The sequence below is a fragment of the Apilactobacillus zhangqiuensis genome, assembly GCF_019656215.1.
Lineage (GTDB): Bacteria > Bacillota > Bacilli > Lactobacillales > Lactobacillaceae > Apilactobacillus > Apilactobacillus zhangqiuensis.
The window spans coordinates 136,798-158,712 of record NZ_BPLK01000001.1 but is presented as its reverse complement, the minus strand read 5'-3'; the positions used below and the strand labels follow the sequence as shown (position 1 = coordinate 158,712).

Here is a 21,915-nt window from a genome sequence, read left to right as displayed (position 1 = left end):
ATAAAAAAGGCCCCGCCTAGCGGAGTCTTTTTTTATTACTTGCGTCTTCTTCTTGATCCGAAGAATACCAATCCTAGTGCCATTGCAATTAGTGCTGTACCAACGGCAACAAGGATATTTTCATGTGTTTGATCACCAGTTTGTGGCAAACGGCTTACTTCTTTGTTTCCTTCTGAAGCACTTCCACTGTTATTCTTGTGTTTTCCAGCAGTTGGTGTTGAAGTTTCATGCTTATCAGCAGATGGATTACCATTGTTGTTACCATGACTTGATGATGAACTTGGTACAACTACATGGCTTGAAGCTGAGCTCTCTGCACTGCTACTTTGGGCTGAACTTTCTGCACTGCTACTTTGAGCTGAGCTTTGAGCACTGCTACTTTGGGCTGAACTTTCTGCACTGCTACTTTGAGCTGAGCTTTGAGCACTGCTGCTTTGAGCTGAACTTTCTGCACTGCTGCTTTGAGCTGAACTTTCTGCACTGCTGCTTTGAGCTGAGCTTTCTGCACTACTGCTTTGGGCTGAACTTTGAGCACTGCTGCTTTGGGCTGAACTTTGAGCACTGCTGCTTTGTGATGCTTCACTTGAAGCTGCAGAGCTATCGGAAGCACTTGAGCTTGATGTAGCAATCTTCTTGTATGCAACATTATCCACGATACCATCATCACCACCATCAATTGTTCCAGAAACAGTTGATTGAGATGGGTTTACTAGTTCATATCCATCAATATTTGGACTGTCTACTGAATATGATTGAGAAGCTGGTGTATATCCATTGTCATCCCAAACAGTTTCACCAGTTTGGTCATTCTTCTTACCAGCTCGGGTGAATTCAAAGTCATTACTGTATGGATCATGAATTGCTTGCTTAGTATCTTCGTCGATGTAGTTAATTGTAACGTTACCCTTAGTGGTTCTCGTTACATCTGACATTGGCTTGTATAAGAATGATAAAGTAAGTAATCTTGGTCCATCATTTATTGGAGCAGTAACTTTAACGTCTTTTTGACCCTTACTTGTTAGGTAGTAACCTGGAATATTTGGAGCTGTAAATGAAACTGTTTGAGTATCTGGAGTGAATTTACCCCATGTGACATCACCGGTCTTTTGGTTCTTAGTACCAGTTCTAGTAAATGTCACACTCTTAGTTTCTTGGTATCCATCAATTGGAGCTGATTCAGTAACAGTTCCAACGTTTCCAGTTGTAGTAACCTTCTTAGTTTGATCTCTTGGAACAGCAGTAACTGGCACAGTGTTAGTGCTTGTCACTTGTTCAGTTGGATCCATTAAAACAATTCTAGTTACATCGTTACCTAATGGAGCTAGTGTTCCGGAAACGTTGCTGCTGTCTTCTGGGACATAACCGTCGATAGTTGGAACAGTGAAGTTATAAGTACCATCACCGCTTACGTTTGACCAGTTTCCCCATGTGATTAGGTTATCTCTAGTATCCTTAACACCGGTGGCCTTGAATACAGATGAACCAGTGTCGGTCTTTAGAACATTACCAGTTATTGAATCAACGTAGTTTACCTTTACGCTTCTAGTTACTTGTTGATCTGGAACTGAAACGTATGGGTTGATAACGTGTAACTTAGCTCGACTGTTAACAGCACCGTCAGCACTGTAAGTTAAGTTAACATCCTTGGTTGATTGTTGAGCAACATTGATAACTTGACCATCGTTTACATTGTCGTTGTTAGCCACCTTGATTTGAGGATTGTTAACAGCAACATATCTCGATGGGGTTCCATCAATCGCTTGAAATACGTTCACACCATTAGTTAATGATCCAGAATTATAAGTGTAGTTACCATCTTTGTCAGTGTAAACAGTGGTATCAGGAGAAATAATCCATGATTTTCCGATGTTATCACTAGCTGGAACGATTGAAACATTAGCATGCATTGGTGGTACGTTGTTAACAGTTGGGTCATCACCTACTGTGTACTTCAAGTATCCATCAACACCATAGTTGATTGTTAAATCGCTATAAGTAAGATATGCGACAAAATCAACTGTGTTATCAGTATATTTAGATGCAGAATAGTCAAACATTGGATTTCCATATTCAGATTTTAGATAAACGCCTGGTTCATTGGTAATATCTTTGTATTTACCATCTACAATTGCGTATAATCTAAAGTTATTTGTATCAAAACTTGATTTATCTGAATTTCTATTTAATAAAGTAATTGCTCTACCATGCACTGCATTATCTTTTGAATTTGGATTCAATTCAGCAACAACCACGAAATATGGTTTGCCATCTTTGTTGGTTACGATTGGAGCATATCCCGCATTTGCAGTATCTCCACTGTATTGAATAAGGTTCTTGTAAGTGTTACTTAGTGGATAATCAGGAACATCATCTGGATAAGTGTTCCAGTTAGCTGGTGTGTCGGACTTAGTTTTGTCCGGAATATTCAAAGGACGAGCACCCATTTGTCCAGCTTGACTATCAACTGGTTTAACATCACTCTTCTTCTTTTGAAGAACTGAAATATTACCATTTGAAACGGAAACATTTGAAGTTGTTCCTGCATAATCCATTGATGCACTTACTGTTGCATCATAAGTACTATCAGGAGCATCTTGTGGTCCCTCTTTAACTAGCAATGAAACGTTAATTTTACTATCACTTGGATATAAATCAGTGTTGGTAGTTAAAGTTACAACATTGTCATTGGTAGAAACGTCAAAAACATTTGCATTGCCATACTTTGTATAAGTGCTAATTGATGAGAATAAATCATCGAAATTTTTACCTGATTGTGGATTTACGGTAAAAGTAATCTTAGTTCCCTTAGGAATTACTCTTCCTAAGTTATCACTATTATTTAAAGAAACTTCGTAGTTAACTGATTTACCCGGAGTTACGTTTTGGGTAGATGCATCAACATTGGTAATTGTGGCTGATACATTTTTTGGATCAGCTTGATATGAGCTGCTTTGTTCGTCAGCATGCGCCACAACTGCTGTAGGTGCTACGTCAATTCCTTGAGAAACGACATAACCTGTACCTAACAAAGATATAGTTGCCATTCCAATAACGACCCAATTTTTCTTAACTTTATGTAAAATCTTTCTTTCCTTTACTTCTTTGTTCATATTTATTCCCCCCTAATTATATTTATACAAGTATTCTAAAATAAAAATAAATTTTATTCCGTATGTATTTGTTTAAGTTTTTTTAAAGTTATTTAAATATTATCTAAATAAAAACAAAAAAAGAACCTCGGTTAAACCGAGGTTCTTTTTAATTAATTATTTACGTTTTCTTCTTGTTGCCATGAAGAATAGTCCTAATGCCATTGCGACTAAGGCCATACCAATTGCTACAAGAATGTTTTCGTGAGTTTGATCACCTGTTTGTGGTAAACGTTTTTGATCATTTGAGGATGGATGTCCAGCGTTGTTTACATGAGTTGGAACTACTGGAGTATCATGATGATCATTTGATGGCTTACCGGCATTGTTAACATGTTCTGGGGTAGCAGAACTTGGTGCAAAGCTTTGACTTGAGCTAGCTGATGAACTTGGAGCTGAGCTTTCTACGCTGCTTTGTGGTGTTCCACCATTGTTACCATGACTTGCTGGCACTGAGCTTGATGCAGAACTTGCTGCACTACTTTCAGTTGAGCTTTGGGCACTGCTTTGCGCACTGCTACTTTGAGCTGAACTTTCAGTAGAACTTACCGCACTACTTTCTGCACTGCTACTTTGAGCTGAACTTTCAGTAGAACTTACCGCACTACTTTCTGCACTGCTACTTTGAGCTGAGCTTTCGGCGCTACTTTCGGCAGAACTTGCTGCACTGCTTTCAGTGGCACTTGAACTAGGAGTTGCAACCTTTTTGTATAGAACAGTTTCAACAATTCCATCATCATCAGCATCAATGTCATTCTTAACAGTTGCTTGTGATGGGTATACAAGTTCATATCCTTCAACCACTGGGATTTCTACGGAGTATGATTGAGAACTTGGAGTATATCCATCTGTCCAAGTTACTACACCTGTCTTGTCATTCTTCTTACCAGTTTGAATATATTCAAAATCTTGTGAGTATGGCGCATGCACTGCTTGTTTAGTATCTTCATCAATGTAATTGATTTTTACATTATTCTTAGTACTACGAGTAACATCAGACATTGAATCTGGAGTATAGGAGAAAGGAACTTCAAAATATCTAGTTTTACCAGAATTATCAGGAGCGGTAATATTTACACTTCTAGATGGCTTGCTAACTAATGTGTAATTTGGAATTTCGATTGCCTTGGCAACAATAGTTTGCTTAGCAGGTTCAAAATTATTCCATTGGATTTCGCCAGTCTTCAAGTTTTTAACACCATTTTGAGTAAATGGAACATTAATTAATTGGTCATATCCTTCAATCTTAGCTGTTCCAGAGTAAGTTCCCGTAGGTGTTTCAATTTTAACTTGTTTGGTTGAGTCCTTAGCCACAACAGTTACCACTACGTTTTCACTACGACTAACATTTTCTGCTGGATCCATGTAGACAGTCTTAACGAAGTCATCACCAAGGGGTTTTAGGGTCCCAGTGATATCACTTTTATCTTCTGCAACGTATCCATCAATAGTAGGAACTGTGAACTTATATGAAGCATCCCCACTTGTAACTTTCCATGGGTCCCAGATGATTGAGTTATCTCTGGTATCCTTCACACCAGTTGAAGTAAATTCAACGGAACTACTGTCAGTTTTTAATACTCTGTTATTGGTTGCATCTACATAGTTAACTGTTGCGGTTCTAGTAACCTTTTGGTCAGGTACTGAAACGTAAGGGTTAATCACAGTTAGTGTTGCTTGTGCACTGTGTGAGTCAGCAGATGTATAAGTTAGGCGTAGTTGCTTTGATGATTGTTGAGCAACATTGATAATTCCACCTTCGCTAACATTACCATCGTTTGTAATATTAACAGTAGCGTTGTCTACTTTTTCGTATCCAGCTGGTTGTCCATCAACAGTCTTGTAAACATTAACACCATCTTTTAAGTTGTTTGCTGAGTATACATAGTTTCCATCTGGTTGAGTGTAAACTGTTTGGTTTGGAGCAACTACCCATGAACTACCAATGTCACCAGTTACAGGAACGATTTGGTAGTTCAAGTCACCGATTGGTAAACTTAGTTCTTCGGAAGTACCTTCCTTATAGTAGCTACCGTAACCTCTAACGAAGTATTTTGATGATAAATCAGTGTATGGTCTGTATGCTACAAAATCAACAAAGTCTCTATTATATGCTGACTTAGAAAAGTCTGCGTAAACAGCACCATTCCCGTCGACACCAAATGATACTCCTGGTTTGTCAGATACATCTTCGAAAGTCTTACCATCCTTTGATGCGTATAGTTTTAGGTTCTTTAAATCAAAACTATTTCCATCGGTAAATGAAATTCTAGCACCGGAGTATCCAGGAATGTTACCCTTGTTGAATTCACCAGTTGCTACGAAGTATGGCTTGCCATCTGCATTAGTGTATACAGGTGCGTAGTGAGCCACGTTGTTATTATCAGTAGTAAAATAGTTACCCTTAGTGTTGCTCTTTGGATAATCAGCTACATCATCTGGATAATCTTTTGAAAGATATGGTTGAACGTATCCTGGAGTTTCAGCAGTATTATAGGTAACCTCTTCGTCTTCCTTCTTGGTATTTGGAAGGATGGATAATTGGCCTCCTTCAACAGAAACGCTTTGATCACTTTGACCTGGTAGTTGAAGTGTTGAGGTGATATTTACGTTAACTAAATCTGGGTTAGTTTCATGTTCTTCAGTATCACCATCCCAGTTGTACTTAGGACCATCTACCACAAATGAAAGGTTCATATTAACTGTTCCAGGATAGAAATCCTTCTTAGTAGTTAATGTGATGGTATTACCTGAGACACTGTCATCAAAGTTATTTTGACTTGAATACTTTGAATATACTGAGTATGAGAATACACCTTTCAAACTGGTTTGTTCTGGGGTATTCACATTAATCTTAATTTGAGTTCCCTTAGGAACAACTCGTCCTAAGTTGTCATTGTTGTTCAATGCAATACCATAGTTGATTGATGAGTTCTTCTTAATGTTGGTAGTTTGTGAACCCAAGTTACTAATAGTGGCACTTACGGCACTTTGTGGTGCTGTGTAGTCACCTGATTTATCTGAATTATTGTTTGTAGTTTGGCTTGCACTGCTTGATTGGCTTGAGTCATTGCTTTGTGAAGCTGATGAACTATTGTTTTTATCCGCAGCTGAACTGGTTGTGCTTGCTGATGATGGTGCAGCACTTGCTCCGTTAGATTCGTCCGCATGCGCAACAATTCCAGTTGGTAGTACGTTTGAAGTTTGAGATACCACAAATCCGGTACCTAATAAAGCAACTGAGGTCATTCCAATTACGACCCAGTCCTTTTTAACCTTGTGTAAGATCTTTTTTGCTTTTACTTCTTTGTTCATAATATTCACTCCTTTTTTTCTAAAATTCATAATGTATTTTAGGACAAAAGGATTGTGAAAACAGTATTTATAAGATTAAATTAGCTATGATAAATTTAAGTATTTATTGAAATGTTTAATTATTTTTTGATTATTTTAAACTATTTGTCACTAAAATATAAAAAATTGGCATCATTTATAGATTGGTATTTTTTTATTATGTATGATTTTCTTTAAAATAAGATATTATATAACAATTCCAATATGTTTATTAATGCACTTTATGCAATAAGTTTGTGAAAAATATGGTAGACTCTATGTTCAATCAGATGACGACGTTGACAATTTTTAAATTGAAAAATATTGGATAAGAATTCAATTGGGTAAAAAGTCTTACTTTCATCCTTTTTTACTTTCATCCTTTTATTGATGCATTGTGAGTAAATACCCAAGCACTCCAAAAGAGCATTCCACTTAATATCCTTCCTGTTTAACAACAATAAATTATGTTAAAATAACAATTAACACTTAATTACTTATTAGAATTGGGGCTGAAAACTATTTTAAATCTTGTACTCTATATTCTGGGTATTTTTATAGCAGTTAAATGTATAAAAAATATAAAGTATCTTAAGCAAATTAAAAACAAATATAATACCTATTCCGAAGAAGTAAAGAAAAAAAAGAAATTTAGTAATCGTTCTTTTATGATTTTAGGATTAATTTGCGGGCTAATGATAGCATCGATGTTTAACATGCTATTTGCATCTAACGAAACTCTTATAATAATTATATTAATAACAATGTCCGCTATTATCAGCGAATGTTTGTATATGATATTTATTAAAAAAAGCAATATTAATCCAAATATATATAAATATCATAAAAAAACGGCTTATTGGTTATTTTCCCTTGGTAACATAGGATTGTTGCTAGAAATCATTGATTGTATACATCATATTTTATAAATCGACATATTAAAAAAGTGCACCTTCAATTAAGTAAAATTGAGGTGCACTTTTTATAATACATAATTATAATACTAAGCTACAGCTGCAAAAGCAAAAAAAACAAATAATAAAATAAAAGCAAACCCATATGCACTATTTTCAGAATAATTATCTTGTGACATAGCATTCTTAATTCCATCTACAGCCCATGAAATAATTCCATCAAGAGTACTAGATACTCCACGCAATATAGTTACCGCAGACGTGCTTACACTCTCAAAAATGCTATCCAAAATTTCTTTGGCCAAATTCATCGGATCGATAAGAAAAGTTATATCTAGCCCCATATTAAAATCTTCTTGAGAATTTAAATTTACACTATTTGCTAAAGATAAAGTTAATCCTACTTTTTCTCCTTTAGTAGCAAGTAAAACTTTTATATAACCATTCTCTATTTTGCTAGCAAAATAGTTTAAAGCTGAACTAATTTTTTCATTCATACTTCCAATGATTATATCGTTAGCTTTATCAAAAATTTCTTCGGTACTATTAATTTTTCCGTCTTTAACGCCAAGTTTAAAGATATTGATTCCTTTTGTATTTCCCACGGATGCGCCATAAGCTAACTTTAAAATCATTTCTACGTTTTCGTTTAATTGTAAGTCTTTTGACACGTCACTTGATAAACTAACGTTTCCATACTTGAACGGTGCAAAAATATTACAAATATTCGCTGCCCAATCAGTAGCATACTCTTCTTCAGTAATTCCAAATTTAGATACAGCTTCGTCTTTACCTGAAGATGCTACTTGATCAATGTCTAAGTTACCAATTGAATATTCAACAAATTGATCAAAAGACCATTCTTTAGGCATAGGAAAAGCTAAATTTCCGCTATAACCACTAGACATATCTGAAACAAATGCATATTTTGCATAGTCATGATTAATAACATGCAAGGCAACATTTCTAGTTCCATAAACACAGGTATTATAGAATGACATTTGATTATTAATACCTTTAAAGTATCTAACAACTGTACTATTAATGTCACCGTCTTGAATATCTACATCAACTGCAAAATAAATATTAGTCCCTCTAGGAAAACCTAATTCCAAAGCAGCACTTTTAGCTTTTTTAGCATCCATTACGCCTTGTTCGTAGGTAAAATAGTCCTCATCCCATCCACCATCTTGATAAGTAGAAAAAAAGGGATTAATCCAAATATATATAAAGATTATCAAAAAATGATTTATTGGTCATTTGCTATGGTCGATATAGGATTATTAGCATCAATTATTGCATGTATATATTATACATTTAAATAAAAATAACATGCAAAAAAGCCTAAGCTTTCGCTTGGGCTTTTTTATTTATTTTTTAAGCGATTCCCTGATGACATCCAAGACTTCCTTTTGGAAATCATTGAAGTAATGGGACTTTAAGTAAACCAGATTGGTAACAAACATTGGCATGTCTTCATCTAAGAAGTCCAATTTAACTACCCCATCTGGCACTTGCACCAATGAGTTAAAGAATCCGACACCAACGTTGTTAGAAATCAAACTCATAATGTTGTTTGTTTCATTTGATCTGAAAATCACGTTTGGATGGAATGAATTTCGTTTAGCCAATTGGTTAAAGGATTCGTTTTGGGTAAAACCTTGTTTAAATAGTACAAAGTCTTCCTTGGCTAGGTCAGCAAAGTGAATTTTTCCTTCATTAGCTAGTGGATGATCCTTGGAAACATACGCGCAGAATGGAATTCTTTCGATTTCTTCTGTTTCGATGTCTGGATCTTCCAATGGGTTGTTAGAACCAAGTAATGCTAAATCTAATTCCCCGTTCTTCAAGGCAGATTTGGTTGTTTCTGAACCGTATTCATAGGTAATAATACTGTTTAATAATTTTCTTTCCTTCAAATGTTGAGCTATTGTAGGAAAGTATCTAGTTTCAATAATTGGTGGTAGTCCGATTGAAACTTTTTTGGCTTTTAAGTTGGCGATATTTCGCTTAGCAACGTCAAAATGACGAATGATTGCCTGAGCGTGGTTCAACAATTGTTTTCCACTATCGGTTATAATGAGGTCACCATGGGTACGATGTCTGATAATCAACTTAGCATCCATCTCTTTTTCCAATCGTTGAAGAGCAAAAGTAATGGTAGGTTGACTCACTTTAAATTCTTCAGCGACTTTCGAAAAAACTTTTAATTCTGTTAAGCTTATAAAATATTCTAGGTCTCTTGTGTTCATAAAAAACGCCTCCCAGCGTTGATATAAAAGGGTTTTATTTTTAGATATAAATTATATTTATTATAACACTAAGTTTTGACTATAAAAATACCCATGTATTATTATCTATGTATAAATTATGAAAAGAGGTAAGTACTATGTCTTTTGGATATGATATTTTAAACAATCCTTTCAAGAATAAGGGTACTGCATTTACTAAAGAAGAAAGAAAAGAACTTGGTTTAGAAGGAATGCTTCCACCATACGTTCAAACTTTACAAGAACAAGTGGATCAAGCTTACGCTCAATTCCAAAGCAAACCATCAGATTTAGAAAAACGTGTTTTCTTAATGACTCTATTTAACGAAAACCGTGTTCTATTCTACAAGTTATTCTCACAACACGTTGTTGAATTTATGCCAATCGTATACGATCCAACAATCGCTGAAACTATTGAAAACTACAGTGAACTATTCGTTCAACCACAAAACGCTACATTCTTATCAATCGATGATGATCTAGATTCAATCAAGACTTCATTAAAGAATGCCGCTGAAGGAAGAGACATCCGTCTAATCGTAGTTACTGATGCTGAAGGTATCTTAGGTATTGGTGACTGGGCTACTAACGGTGTTGATATCGCTGTTGGTAAACTAATGGTTTACACTGCTGCTGCTGGTATCGATCCTAGCCAAGTTCTACCTGTTGTGCTAGATGCTGGTACTAACAACGAAGAATTACTTAAGGACCCAATGTACTTAGGTAACAGACACGAACGTGTTTACGGTGAAAAATACCACAAGTTCGTTGATACTTTCGTAGAAGACGCTGAAGAAATGTTCCCAGAAATGTACCTACATTTCGAAGACTTCGGTCGTAGCAACGCTGCTGAAATTCTAGACAGATACAAAGACAAGTACACTGTATTCAACGATGATATCCAAGGTACTGGTATCATCGTTCTAGCAGGTATCTTAGGTGCCTTAAACATTTCTGGTGAAGAAATGAAGGACCAAATCTACGTATCATTTGGTGCAGGTTCAGCCGGTACTGGTATCGTTTCTCGTGTATACGATGAATTCGTACAACAAGGTATGGACCCAGAAGAAGCTAAGAAGCACTTCTACCTAGTTGATAAGCAAGGTCTATTGTTCGATGACGACGATACTTTGACTCCTCAACAAAAACCATTTGCTAGAAGCCGTAGCGAATTTGATAACGCAGATTCACTAACTACTCTAGAAGCAGTTGTTAAAGAAGTTCACCCAACTATCCTAGTTGGTACTTCAACTCAACCAAACACTTTCACTGAAGAAATCATTAAGGATATGGCTGCTCACACTGAACGTCCAATCATCTTCCCTATCTCAAACCCAACTAAGTTGGCTGAAGCTAAGGCTGAAGATCTACTAAAATGGACTGACGGTAAAGCTCTTATCGGTACTGGTATCCCAGTTAACGATATTGAATACAACGGTACTACTTACCAAATCGGTCAAGCTAACAACGCCCTTGTATACCCAGGTCTAGGTCTAGGTGCAATTGCTGCTACAGCAACTGTTCTAGATGACGAAATGATTTCCGCAGCTGCCCACTCACTTGGTGGTATTGTCGACACTGACAAACCAGGTGCTGCTGTCTTACCTCCAGTTTCTAAGTTGGATCAATTCTCAACTACTGTAGCTAAGGCCGTTGCCGATAGCGCGGTAAAACGTGGTCTTACACGTGAAGACATCAAGGATGTTGACCAAGCTATCGAAGATACTAAGTGGGAACCTAAGTATTAATCTCTCTTTTAGATGATGTGTGTATAAAAAAAGACGCCGAAGGGCGTCTTTTTTTGTGCGCTAAATTTTATTAATGATTTTTTCGGTATTTTCCGCATTATTTAATGAATACAAATGAATGTGATTAACACCAGCTTGTCTGATTTTATTAATCATTCCAGCAGTGTATTGCACACCATCATCGCCGAACTCATCGTCGTGCTGATTCAGCAAAACACTTAGTTTATCTGGAGCGGTCGAATGCGTTAAGTTCAGCATCTTTTGTGCCTGTGATTTTGAGATTACCGGCATAATACCAAACCAGATTGGTGTCTCGATTTCAATTTGGTTTAAATAATCAACGTAATCATTCGTGTCAAAGCTAAACTGCGAAATCAGATTCGTGCATCCCTTTTCAATCTTTTGTCTCAACCATTTCATTTCTTCGTCACTACTATTTAAGTAGCAAGTGCCTACAATATTCACATGTGGATATTGTTGTTTGATAAATTCAACTAGTCGATCAGCATGTGTAAATGTCACCGCCGTATCATTTTGCGATAACTTATCCCCACGTATCGCCAGTACACTGTGGATATCGTGTTGTTGCATTAAATCAATCATTTCTTGGACTCGTTTTTCATCCTTATCAATTCCGGTCAGATGAATGACGACATCAACAGATGAGTTGGCATGGATGTAGTCGGCAATTTGAATACTTTGAAGCAAGTTATCCATGTCATGGTTTCTATCGGTAATCGAGATAAATTCCGGATTTAGTTTTAATAAACCATCCAGATTAGCTTGATCAATGTTGGGTGTAATCTCAAAAGAATATTGTAGTGGCATGCGAATCTCCTTTTTGATTAATTATTGATTTCATTATATATCATCAATATAAAAAAAGAGACCATTCCTACCAAACGGTCTCTTTTTATTATTCAGATTACTTGTTTTCACTAATTACGACAGTACCATCTTCCATTTCGGCCTTTAAGTGCTTAATGTCTTCATGGTCTAGGTAGAAGTCAGTAATCTTGTCTCTGATTTCTTGTTCAACTACACGACGTAGTGGACGAGCTCCCATGGCTTCGTCGTATCCTTGTTCGATTAAGTGGTCCTTAACGTCATCTGATACGACAACATCCATGCCTTTCTTAGCTAATGTAGCATTTACATCTGCTAACATTAAGTCGACAATTTCTTTCAAGTCATCCTTTGTTAGGTGAGAGAATTCAACGATTGCGTTGAATCTGTTTAAGAATTCTGGACGGAAGTATGGAGCTAGACGATCCATTAACTTCTTATCCTTATCGTCATCACCAGTAAGTGCTTCGTTACCGAATCCGGCGTTTGAAGTAGCAATTACAACGGTGTTCTTGAAGTTAACCACATTTCCTTGACCGTCTGTTAAACGACCATCGTCTAATACTTGTAATAGAAGTGTTAGAACTTGAGGGTTAGCCTTTTCGATTTCATCTAGTAATACGATTGAGTATGGGTTTCTACGAACCTTTTCAGTCAAGGTATTGTTGTTATCGTTGTATCCAACGTATCCAGCTGAAGCACCAATCAACTTGGAAACAGCAGTTGGGTCGGAATATTCTGACATATCTAGACGGATAATGTTGTTCTTGTTACCAAACATGTCCTTAGCTAATTGCTTAGCAAGTTCTGTCTTACCTACACCAGTAGGACCTACGAATAAGAATGAACCAATTGGACGGTTACCTTCGTCAAAACCAGCACGGTTTCTACGGATAGCACGAGCGACTGCAGCAACAGCTTCGTCTTGGCCAATTACCTTGCCCTTTAGACGGTCACCCATAGTCTTTAATCTTTCGATGTCAGTGCTACTCATCTTAGCAACAGGAACACCAGTCAATCTTTCAACTGACTTAGCAACATCGTTGACAGTAGCAGTGACTTTCTTTTCGTCACTCTTGTTGTCAATTTGCTTTTGTAGTTCTTCAATCTTGTTCTTGTGATTTAATGCTGATTCATAATCTTCCTTTGCTGCAGCATCTTCTTGAGCTTTTTTCTCTTCTTCAATTTCGTCTTCAATTTGTTTTTGATCGAAGACTGGATGTTGAGCAGCCAAGTGTGCAGCTGTCATATCAACTAAGTCAATAGCCTTATCAGGTAGACTTCTTTGTGGAATGTATTGAACTGAGTAATCTACAGCAGCCTTCAATACTTCGTCAGGTAAAATCACATTGTGGTGTTCTTCATATAATGGACGAATACCCTTCAAGATTGCTAAAGTAGTTTCTTCGCTTGGTGCCTTAATTTGTACTTCGTTGAAACGACGTGACAAAGCAGCGTCCTTTAAAATTGTGTTTCTGTATTCATCTTGGGTAGTAGCACCGATAACGGTAATTTCGCCACGAGATAATGCAGGCTTGATAATGTCTGCTAATCCCTTGGATCCACTTTCGTCGCCGGCATTACCAGCACCTAAGATTTGGTGGATTTCATCGAAGAATAGGATAACATTACCCTTTTCTTGAACTTCCTTAATTAAGTTTTGAATATTTTCTTCAAAGCTACCACGGTATTGAGTTCCGGCTTCTAGACCAGAGATATCAATACTAATAACTTCCTTATTCTTAATTGATGCAGGTACGTCACCCTTAACAATTGCTTGAGCTAAACCTTCAACAACGGCAGTCTTACCGACACCGGCGTCACCAACTAATACAGGGTTATTCTTGATTCTTCTAGATAATACTTCAGCAGTTTCTTGGATTTCCTTGTCTCTTCCAATTACTGGGTCTAACTTATTATCTCTAGCTTCTTGTGTTAAGTTTCTACCTAACTTTTCAAGAATGCCTCCCTTATTAGATGCAGCTTTTTGTTGGGTATTAGGTTGACCACCTTGTAGTTGGCCACTTCTTCTTAGTTGTTCTAATTGCTCTGGGGTAACTTCTTGACCATTAATCATGTATCGACGTTGGGCATTTGAGTTACCTGTATCGCCTAAAAATTGGTTAAAAATTTTATCAAAATCATCGTTAAATGGATCAAATGGACTTCTTGCCATAGTACATCCCTCACATTTCATATAATATTTTATTTTAAAATACATTAGCCAAACATGGCATGTATTAGATAAGGCTTTTCGTTGTTCGCTTATTTCCTTATCCAAAGAATATAATACCACCTAATTTACATAATTCAATACTATTTTTTGACCTTTTTTGACCTTTTCCTAACATGAGAGCTGGAACCCCTTGATATATATGGGTTTGATCAAAGGTAAAATTTTTATAAAATTTTGTCTTTTAACTTATACATCCATCAATATGTTATGTTTTATGACATCAAAACTTAACTTTTTTAAAAAAATCACTTTTTCAGATATACAATGCACGCCGGTTCTGATATGATAAGAACATACAATGTTATGAAATATAACGTGGAAAAGAAATATTACTTTGAAAAGGGGTTTTACTAATGAAGCGACATTCATCAGTAATTCGATGGTTAATGGCATTAACTGTTGGATTCGTCGTTGCATTCGGTTTATTCTCAGCGCCTACTAAATCACACGCTGCAGAAAAGACTTACCAAATTGGTATGGATGTTACATTCCCACCATTTGAATTTGCAAACGACAACAATAAATATGTTGGTATCGATATTGATTTATTCAACGCAATTGCAAAAGACCAACATTTCAAAATTAATTGGAAAGCTTCCAGTTTTAGTGGATTAATCCAATCCGTTCAAGCAGGACAACTAAATGGTATGGTTGCGGGTATGTCCGTAACCCCTGAACGTAAAGGTTCATTTGATTTCTCAGATCCTTACTACAACTCAGGTGTTGTTATGGCAGTATCCCAAAATACCGACAACATTAAAGGTCTAAATGATCTACGTGGTAAGACAGTCGCAGTTAAGACTGGTACTACCGGTGCTCAATACGCACAATCAATTCAAAAGAAATATGGATTTAAGATTAGTACTTTTGATGATTCAAGTAACGTCTACGAAGATGTGTTAACTGGTAACTCAGTAGCATGTTTCGATGACGAACCCGTATTAAAGTACGGTATCAACCAAGGTACTAAACTAAAAATCGTTACTAAACCAGCCGCTGGTACTCCAGTTGCATTTGGTGTTAAAAAAGGTACTAACCAAGAACTATTAAAGAAGTTCAACACTGGTCTAGCTCACTTAAAGAAGAACGGTGAATACAAAAAGATTATTGATAGATACTTAAATGCTAAGAAAAATGCTGCTGATACTCACTCATTCTTTGGTATCTTAAAGCAAAACAAGACTTTCCTATGGCAAGGTTTCCTACAAACCCTATGGTTAACAATTGTTTCAATCTTCTTCGCTACAATCTTTGGTGTAATCTTTGGACTATTTGGTGTACTACCAATCAAGTTCTTCCGTTGGTTGTCATCAACTATTATCTACTTATTTAGAGGTATGCCTCTATTGGTTCTAGCATTATTCATCTACACTGGTATTCCTACATTAACTGGTACTAGAATTCCTGCTTTCGTAGCTGGGGTTATCACGTTGATGTTAGATGAAGGTGCATACATTGCTGCCTTTGTTAAGGGTGGTATTGAATCAGTTGATAAAGGTCAAATGGAAGCCGCTCGATCACTTGGTTTACCATTCGGTAAGTCAATGAGAAAGGTTATCCTACCTCAAGGTGTTAAGTTAATGGTTCCATCATTCATTAACCAATTCATCATTACCTTGAAGGATACTTCAATCCTATCAATTATCGGCATTCTAGAACTTACTCAAACTGGTAAGATTATCATCGCTAGAAACCTTGAAGGGTTCAAAGTTTGGGCAATGGTTGCAATTATCTACCTAATTGTGATTACCCTATTAACTTGGCTATCAAACTGGGTAAAAAGGAGAGCTAAGATATGAGCAAAATTAAAGTAACTGATTTACACAAGCAATACGCAGACAACCATGTCTTACGTGGTGTAGATCTAGAAGTTAAAGATAACGAAGTAGTTGTTATTATCGGCCCTTCTGGTTCTGGTAAGTCAACTCTATTAAGAACTTTAAACAAGTTAGAAGAACCAACTTCAGGTTCAGTTGTTGTTCATGGTACTGACATCGCCAAAAAAGGCGTTGATATCGATAAAGTCCGTGAACAAATCGGTATGGTGTTCCAACACTTTAACCTATTCAACAACCTATCAGTTGGTAAAAACATCATGTTAGCCCCTGTTGAATTAGGTAAGCTATCAAAAGATGATGCTGTAAAACAAGCTAAGAAGTTACTACAAGTTGTTGGTTTGGAAAACAAATTCGACGCTTCAGTAAATTCACTATCTGGTGGTCAAAAACAACGTGTTGCTATTGCCCGTGCTTTAGCAATGAACCCAGACATCATGCTATTCGATGAACCTACTTCTGCTCTTGACCCTGAAATGGTCGGTGACGTTTTAAACGTTATGAAGAAGCTAGCTAAAGAAAAAGGTATGACAATGGTTGTTGTTACCCACGAAATGGGCTTCGCCAAAGAAGTTGCTGACCGTGTGGTATTCGTTGATGACGGTATCATCCAAGAAGAAGGTACTCCAGATGAAATCTTCAACCACCCTAAGAACGATCGTCTAAAATCATTCCTATCAAAGATTTTGGAAGTCTAGTATTAAAGAACCTCGCTTATGCGGGGTTCTTTTTTTGTGCTTTTTTGCTTGCATTTTCATTTTGTCCCTTTTATAATTGTTAGCATACTAACAAAATCTAGGAAGTGATATTCATGACAGAAAATATTGGGAGACAATTAAAGATTGCATCAACCCAGCTTACCAAGCAATTTGATAAGTTTGCGATTCAATACGATTTAACAAGTATGCAGATGTCCGTAATCGACTTCTTGACCCTGTTTAAAGATCAAGAAATATTTCAAAAAGACATCGAACACGAGTTTAATATCCGTCGTTCCACTGCTTCAACGCTATTAAAACGTATGGAGGAAAAGGATTTATTACGCCGTGTTGAATCGAACAAGGATGCTCGTCAAAAGCAGGTTATCTTAACCGATTTAGCCGTTCAATACGAAGACGACATTCAAAAGTTCATGGTTGAATCGCAACAACAAATCCATAGTTTCTTGTCGGATGAAGAATACGCTGCCCTAGAGAGTAGCTTAGATAAAATCATTAAACACATGGGGGATTAATAATGGATAGCAAAATTTCATTAAAGACATTACTATCAGTCATCGCAGCTGGAATCATGTCCTTTAGTGGTGTTGTCATTGAAACTTCAATGAACATCACATTTCCGACTTTGATGCACGACTTTAACGTTGGAACCAGTACTGTTCAATGGATGACTACAATTTATTTACTAATCGTTTCAATCGTTGTACCACTTTCTGCAATATTGAACCGTAATTTTAAAACTAAGCAATTATTTGTCGTTGCCAATTTACTATTTATTCTAGGGGTTGTATGCGACTTATTAGCCCCATCATTCACTGTATTGCTACTAGGTCGTGTTATCCAAGGCTTTGGAACTGGGATTGCACTACCATTGATGTTTAACATCATCTTAGATCAAGTACCTGCTGAAAAGCTTGGTGTCATGATGGGTGTAGGTAATTTAATCACAGCCGTTGCACCAGCTGTTGGACCTACTTTTGGTGGATTTATCGTATCTACAATTGGTTGGCGCTACATTTTCGCCATTCTATTGCCAATTCTCGTGATTTCATTATTATTAGGTGTATTAAATATCGAACAAAAGCGTGAAATTAAAAAGACTCGTTTAGATTTCGTTGGACTAATTTTAATTGTAATTACTTTTATTGGTCTAGTCTTTGGATTCTCAAATATGAGTTCTGGAAACATTTTAAATGCACTTGTACTGTTACCAATTATTGTGGGTATAATTGCTTTAATTACCCTATACAAGCACTGCGTTAATAGTAAAAATGCTATCTTGGACTTATCTGTACTACAAAATCACAAGTTCTCTGGACATGTAGTTAGTTTTTTCATTATTCAATTTATTACATTAGGTTTATCATTCATTTTGCCTAATTACGTTCAATTGGTAAATCACTCTTCAGCTTTTATCGCTGGTTTGTTAGTACTACCAGGGGCTATCGTTGGTGCTTTATTTGCCCCTGTATCAGGTAGTTTATATGATAAATTTGGTGCTTATAAGCCAATCGCTTTCGGTATGTCATTTGGAATGATTGGAATGATTCTATTTACCATCTTTGGAACACATTTAAATAATGCTATGATTTTAGTATTTTATATCATATTCATGCTATGTATCGGTCTATCATTCGGAAATATTATGACAAGTGGATTAAGTAACCTAAATAACAATCAACGAACAGACGGTAATGCCGTATTTAACACAACTCAACAAATTGCTGGAGCAATCGGAACATCGGTAACTTCAGCTATCATCACTATCAGTCAATTGAGTAGCGGTAATGAAGAAACCGGAACAGCGGTTGGATCACTTCACGCGTTGATTTTATTACTAGTATTAATCGTGATTGCTAGTCTAATTTTAAACGCCGTTGTAAAACGCAAATAACAAATTAAAAAGCCTAACGTTGAACACGTTAGGCTTTTTGTTTTACTTCATTTTTTTGACGCTAATAAAAATTTTAGTTGCAGGATAAAAACTAACATTGAATTCATCCTTGATAGCTTTAACAATCTCGCTATCATCATTATGTTCTTCAATCATGGCACGTACTTTCACAACGTTGTCATAATTGTTCAAGGTGTCTCTAATGACACGGTTGTTTCTAATGTTTCTAACCACATCATAAATTTCAACGATAAGTAAAATAAGAATCGAAATTATGGTCCACATATATAAGTTATCACTCCTATTATTTATAATTATACGTGATATGTATACATTATCAAAATCATATTAACTAAAGCTTAACAATTCAACGGTTTAGAAGCTTTGCCTCACGTGATATAATTTAAATATTATAAATAAAGGAGAAATTCATATGATTGATACGATTAAAAAACGTACCATTGGATTTCTAGCTGCAGCTATTATTGCAATTATTAGTCAATTTCTTACAGCTATTATTCCAAACATCGGTGGAGCTACCATCGCAATCCTAATCGGAATCGTGTTGGGTAACACCTTCTTAAAACAACCAGTTCTAAGCGCAGGTACCAAGTTTGCTGAAAAACGATTACTGGAATACTCAGTAATGCTACTTGGTCTTACCATCACTTTCCAAACCATTATTCAATTACACTGGTCAGGATTACTATTCATCATCATCCAAATGGCCATCACCATTATCGCTGCCATCATGATTGGTAAGTGGCTTCACTTTGGTGAAGGAATTTATCTTTGCATGGCCGGTGGTAATGCGGTTTGTGGATCATCAGCAATTGCTTCCATCAAACCAGTCATCAACGCTTCCGACGAAGATGCCGGTATGAGTATCACATTGGTGAACCTAATGGGAACAGTAATGATGCTAGCTCTTCCAGTCATCGGAACCATGGTATTTGGCCATGTTGACATGCTACGTGGTGCATTGATTGGTGGTACCGTTCAATCAGTTGGTCAAGTTATCGCCAGTGCCACAATGGTTAACCAAACTACCGTCCAATTCGCGACTCTATTCAAGATTATGCGAATCATCATGTTAGTAGTTGTGGTTACCGTATTTGCGCGCATCCATGCTAAGAATGAAGCATTAGCCAATGCCGAAAAAGAAGTTGAAGAAGAAGTTAAAAAAGGTAAGATTGATTTCCTACCATGGTACGTCCTATGGTTCTTAATCTTCTGTATCTTAAATAGTTTCTTCCACCTTCCAACCTTTGTTGGTAACACCGCTCACCTATTGAGCTCATGGTGTGAAATCATCGCATTAGCAGCTATCGGTTTACGTCTAAACTTAAAGGCGTTCCTAAAGGCCGGAAAGCGTTTTGCAATCTACAGTGTTTCAGTTGGTCTAATTCAAACCATCGTGGCACTAATCTTAATCAAGCTATTAATTCATGCATAATAAAAAGACTAGGCAATGCCTAGTCTTTTTTTATTACATATACTTTTTAATAAGTTCTTCAAAGTTACTATTCTTACGTGGGTAAGCAATTTTCTTAAGGTTGAGTAAATCAAAGTCTGTAACGTTATGTGAAATGGAGTTAAAGCCCCATGAACCAGTTCCTAGCGTTAGTGAAGGTTCCAATCCGTTAACGATGCTACCAACCCCACCTAGACAGCAAGGAGTATTGATTAGGATACGGCAAGCCTTCATCTTGATGCCGAATTGAGTAATCACGTCAGAATCATTTGATCTAATTCCGGCAGTGTGACCTAGTCCACCATAGTTTAGGATTGATTCTAGAGTATCGTATGCATGGTCTGAATCAGCTACCTTGTAAACCGATACAACTGGTGAAAGTTTTTCTCCAGAGAGTAAGTGGTCAATGCCAACTTCAGTTAGTTCAGCGGCCAATACCTTAGTACCTTCTGGAACTTCAATTCCGGCCATGTCAGCGATTTGCTTAGCTGAACGACCAGCGATTGGTCCGTTAACACCACCAGTTTCAGGGTTAAACATAGTTTGTGCTAGCTTGTCTTGATCTGATTCAGCGATGAAGTATACACCAGCGTCACTTAGGCGTTTCTTCATGTCATCATAGATGGCTGAATCGATTACCAGACTGTTTTCAGTAGCACAAATCATACCATTATCAAATGTCTTTGATAATACGATATCTTTAACTGCTGCATCTAAATCTGCGGACTTTTCAACATATAATGGTGCATTACCAGGACCCACACCTAATGCGGGTTTACCACTTGAGTAAGCGGCTTTGACCATGGCTGGTCCACCAGTCGCTAAAATCGTTGCAACACCAGGGTGGTGAATCAAAGCATTAGTTGCGTCAATGCTTGGTTCACTAATCCATTGAATCGAATTCATTGGTGCCCCTGCTTTAACGGCTGCATCTAATACAATTTCAGCTGCTTTCATTGAGGACTTCAAAGCTTGAGGATGGAAACTAAATACGATTGGGTTTCTAGTCTTCATCGCAATGATTGCCTTAAATAAAGTAGTTGAAGTTGGGTTGGTAACTGGAGTAACACCAGCTAACACCCCTAATGGTTCTGCAATTGTAACTGTTTTGGCTTCATCATCTTCGTCGATAATTCCAACAGTCTTATGGTTCTTAATAAAGTTACCGATTTGACCACTAGCAAAAATATTCTTCATCGTCTTGTCATGAGTGTTACCACGACCGGTTTCATCATGAGCCAATTTTGCCAACTCTGCACTGTGATCTAGACCAGCTTGGACCATTGCATCTACAATTGAGTCTACCTTTGATTGATCTAACTTTTCTAATTCAGATAATGCAGTGTGAGCATTACCTACTAAATTGTTAATCATTTCATCAACTTGAACCATCAAAAACGCCCTCCTTTAATTTAGATACTAATAACGTTTCCAATTTGATTTTATCAGTGTAATTAAAGGGTTTCAACCCATTGACATTCATAAAATAATTAATTT

At 36.7% G+C, this 21,915-nt stretch carries 13 protein-coding genes and 1 pseudogene; 6 read left to right on the top strand and 8 right to left on the bottom strand.

The window, feature by feature from the left end:
• Nucleotides 1-35: 35 nt before the first annotated feature.
• From K5Q07_RS00710 to K5Q07_RS00695, 4 genes are all read right to left on the bottom strand, one after another.
• Nucleotides 36-3,110, bottom strand: a complete 3,075-nt coding sequence (locus tag K5Q07_RS00710; protein WP_220729148.1) for a mucin-binding protein — start codon at nucleotides 3,108-3,110, stop codon at nucleotides 36-38.
• 156 nt (nucleotides 3,111-3,266) lie between these two features.
• Entirely contained in the window at nucleotides 3,267-6,464 is a 3,198-nt protein-coding gene (locus K5Q07_RS00705; protein ID WP_220729147.1) for a mucin-binding protein, read from the bottom strand.
• Nucleotides 6,465-7,485: 1,021 nt separating this feature from the next.
• Nucleotides 7,486-8,637 (bottom strand): glycoside hydrolase domain-containing protein, encoded by a 1,152-nt coding sequence (locus K5Q07_RS00700; RefSeq protein ID WP_220729146.1) that lies wholly within the window; start codon nucleotides 8,635-8,637, stop codon nucleotides 7,486-7,488.
• A gap of 129 nt (nucleotides 8,638-8,766) precedes the next feature.
• Nucleotides 8,767-9,648 (bottom strand): LysR substrate-binding domain-containing protein, encoded by an 882-nt coding sequence (locus tag K5Q07_RS00695; protein ID WP_220729145.1) that lies wholly within the window; start codon nucleotides 9,646-9,648, stop codon nucleotides 8,767-8,769.
• Between the two features lie 137 nt (nucleotides 9,649-9,785).
• On the opposite strand from K5Q07_RS00695, the gene K5Q07_RS00690 reads away from it, so the two are divergent.
• Complete coding sequence (locus K5Q07_RS00690; RefSeq protein ID WP_220729144.1) at nucleotides 9,786-11,414, top strand: malolactic enzyme; 1,629 nt, start codon at nucleotides 9,786-9,788, stop codon at nucleotides 11,412-11,414.
• A 60-nt stretch (nucleotides 11,415-11,474) separates the two neighbouring features.
• Here the strand turns inward: K5Q07_RS00690 and K5Q07_RS00685 are convergent, their stop codons facing one another.
• Entirely contained in the window at nucleotides 11,475-12,242 is a 768-nt protein-coding gene (locus tag K5Q07_RS00685; RefSeq protein ID WP_220729143.1) for a methylenetetrahydrofolate reductase, read from the bottom strand.
• Nucleotides 12,243-12,339: 97 nt separating this feature from the next.
• A complete protein-coding gene (locus tag K5Q07_RS00680) occupies nucleotides 12,340-14,436 on the bottom strand; it encodes an AAA family ATPase (RefSeq protein WP_220729142.1) in 2,097 nt (698 codons plus the stop codon).
• A 413-nt stretch (nucleotides 14,437-14,849) separates the two neighbouring features.
• Here K5Q07_RS00680 and K5Q07_RS00675 point away from each other — a divergent pair, with 413 nt between their 5' ends.
• The 4 genes from K5Q07_RS00675 (at nucleotide 14,850) to K5Q07_RS00660 (ending at nucleotide 18,944) form a co-directional block, all read left to right on the top strand.
• Entirely contained in the window at nucleotides 14,850-16,295 is a 1,446-nt protein-coding gene (locus tag K5Q07_RS00675) for an amino acid ABC transporter substrate-binding protein/permease (protein ID WP_054607040.1), read from the top strand.
• A complete protein-coding gene (locus K5Q07_RS00670; RefSeq protein ID WP_054607041.1) occupies nucleotides 16,292-17,029 on the top strand; it encodes an amino acid ABC transporter ATP-binding protein in 738 nt (245 codons plus the stop codon). Before K5Q07_RS00675 ends, K5Q07_RS00670 begins: the two co-directional genes overlap by 4 nt.
• Nucleotides 17,030-17,142: 113 nt before the next feature.
• Nucleotides 17,143-17,565, top strand: coding sequence for a MarR family winged helix-turn-helix transcriptional regulator (locus K5Q07_RS00665; RefSeq protein WP_220729141.1), 423 nt, complete (start codon nucleotides 17,143-17,145; stop codon nucleotides 17,563-17,565).
• A complete protein-coding gene (locus K5Q07_RS00660; RefSeq protein WP_220729241.1) occupies nucleotides 17,565-18,944 on the top strand; it encodes a DHA2 family efflux MFS transporter permease subunit in 1,380 nt (459 codons plus the stop codon). The genes K5Q07_RS00665 and K5Q07_RS00660 overlap by 1 nt, the downstream gene beginning before the upstream one ends.
• A 42-nt stretch (nucleotides 18,945-18,986) precedes the next feature.
• Here K5Q07_RS00660 and K5Q07_RS00655 read toward each other — a convergent pair whose 3' ends face one another.
• Nucleotides 18,987-19,229 (bottom strand): hypothetical protein, encoded by a 243-nt coding sequence (locus tag K5Q07_RS00655; RefSeq protein WP_220729140.1) that lies wholly within the window; start codon nucleotides 19,227-19,229, stop codon nucleotides 18,987-18,989.
• A gap of 148 nt (nucleotides 19,230-19,377) precedes the next feature.
• Between K5Q07_RS00655 and K5Q07_RS00650 the strand changes: the two genes are divergently transcribed.
• A complete protein-coding gene (locus tag K5Q07_RS00650; protein ID WP_373310014.1) occupies nucleotides 19,378-20,400 on the top strand; it encodes a YeiH family protein in 1,023 nt (340 codons plus the stop codon).
• A gap of 39 nt (nucleotides 20,401-20,439) precedes the next feature.
• Here K5Q07_RS00650 and K5Q07_RS00645 read toward each other — a convergent pair.
• Nucleotides 20,440-21,810, bottom strand: a pseudogene (locus K5Q07_RS00645) (aldehyde dehydrogenase family protein); the annotation flags it as partial.
• Nucleotides 21,811-21,915 lie beyond the last annotated feature (105 nt).

Excerpts from the sequence above, each read along its gene's own strand:
- K5Q07_RS00710 (WP_220729148.1), bottom strand. The coding sequence starts at position 3,110 with ATGAACAAAGAAGTAAAGGAAAGAAAGATTTTACATAAAGTTAAGAAA.
- K5Q07_RS00675 (WP_054607040.1), top strand. The coding sequence starts at position 14,850 with ATGAAGCGACATTCATCAGTAATTCGATGGTTAATGGCATTAACTGTT.
- K5Q07_RS00690 (WP_220729144.1), top strand. The coding sequence starts at position 9,786 with ATGTCTTTTGGATATGATATTTTAAACAATCCTTTCAAGAATAAGGGT.
- K5Q07_RS00670 (WP_054607041.1), top strand. The coding sequence starts at position 16,292 with ATGAGCAAAATTAAAGTAACTGATTTACACAAGCAATACGCAGACAAC.
- K5Q07_RS00695 (WP_220729145.1), bottom strand. The coding sequence starts at position 9,648 with ATGAACACAAGAGACCTAGAATATTTTATAAGCTTAACAGAATTAAAA.
- K5Q07_RS00650 (WP_373310014.1), top strand. The coding sequence starts at position 19,378 with ATGATTGATACGATTAAAAAACGTACCATTGGATTTCTAGCTGCAGCT.
- K5Q07_RS00655 (WP_220729140.1), bottom strand. The coding sequence starts at position 19,229 with ATGTGGACCATAATTTCGATTCTTATTTTACTTATCGTTGAAATTTAT.
- K5Q07_RS00705 (WP_220729147.1), bottom strand. The coding sequence starts at position 6,464 with ATGAACAAAGAAGTAAAAGCAAAAAAGATCTTACACAAGGTTAAAAAG.
- K5Q07_RS00680 (WP_220729142.1), bottom strand. The coding sequence starts at position 14,436 with ATGGCAAGAAGTCCATTTGATCCATTTAACGATGATTTTGATAAAATT.
- K5Q07_RS00665 (WP_220729141.1), top strand. The coding sequence starts at position 17,143 with ATGACAGAAAATATTGGGAGACAATTAAAGATTGCATCAACCCAGCTT.
- K5Q07_RS00685 (WP_220729143.1), bottom strand. The coding sequence starts at position 12,242 with ATGCCACTACAATATTCTTTTGAGATTACACCCAACATTGATCAAGCT.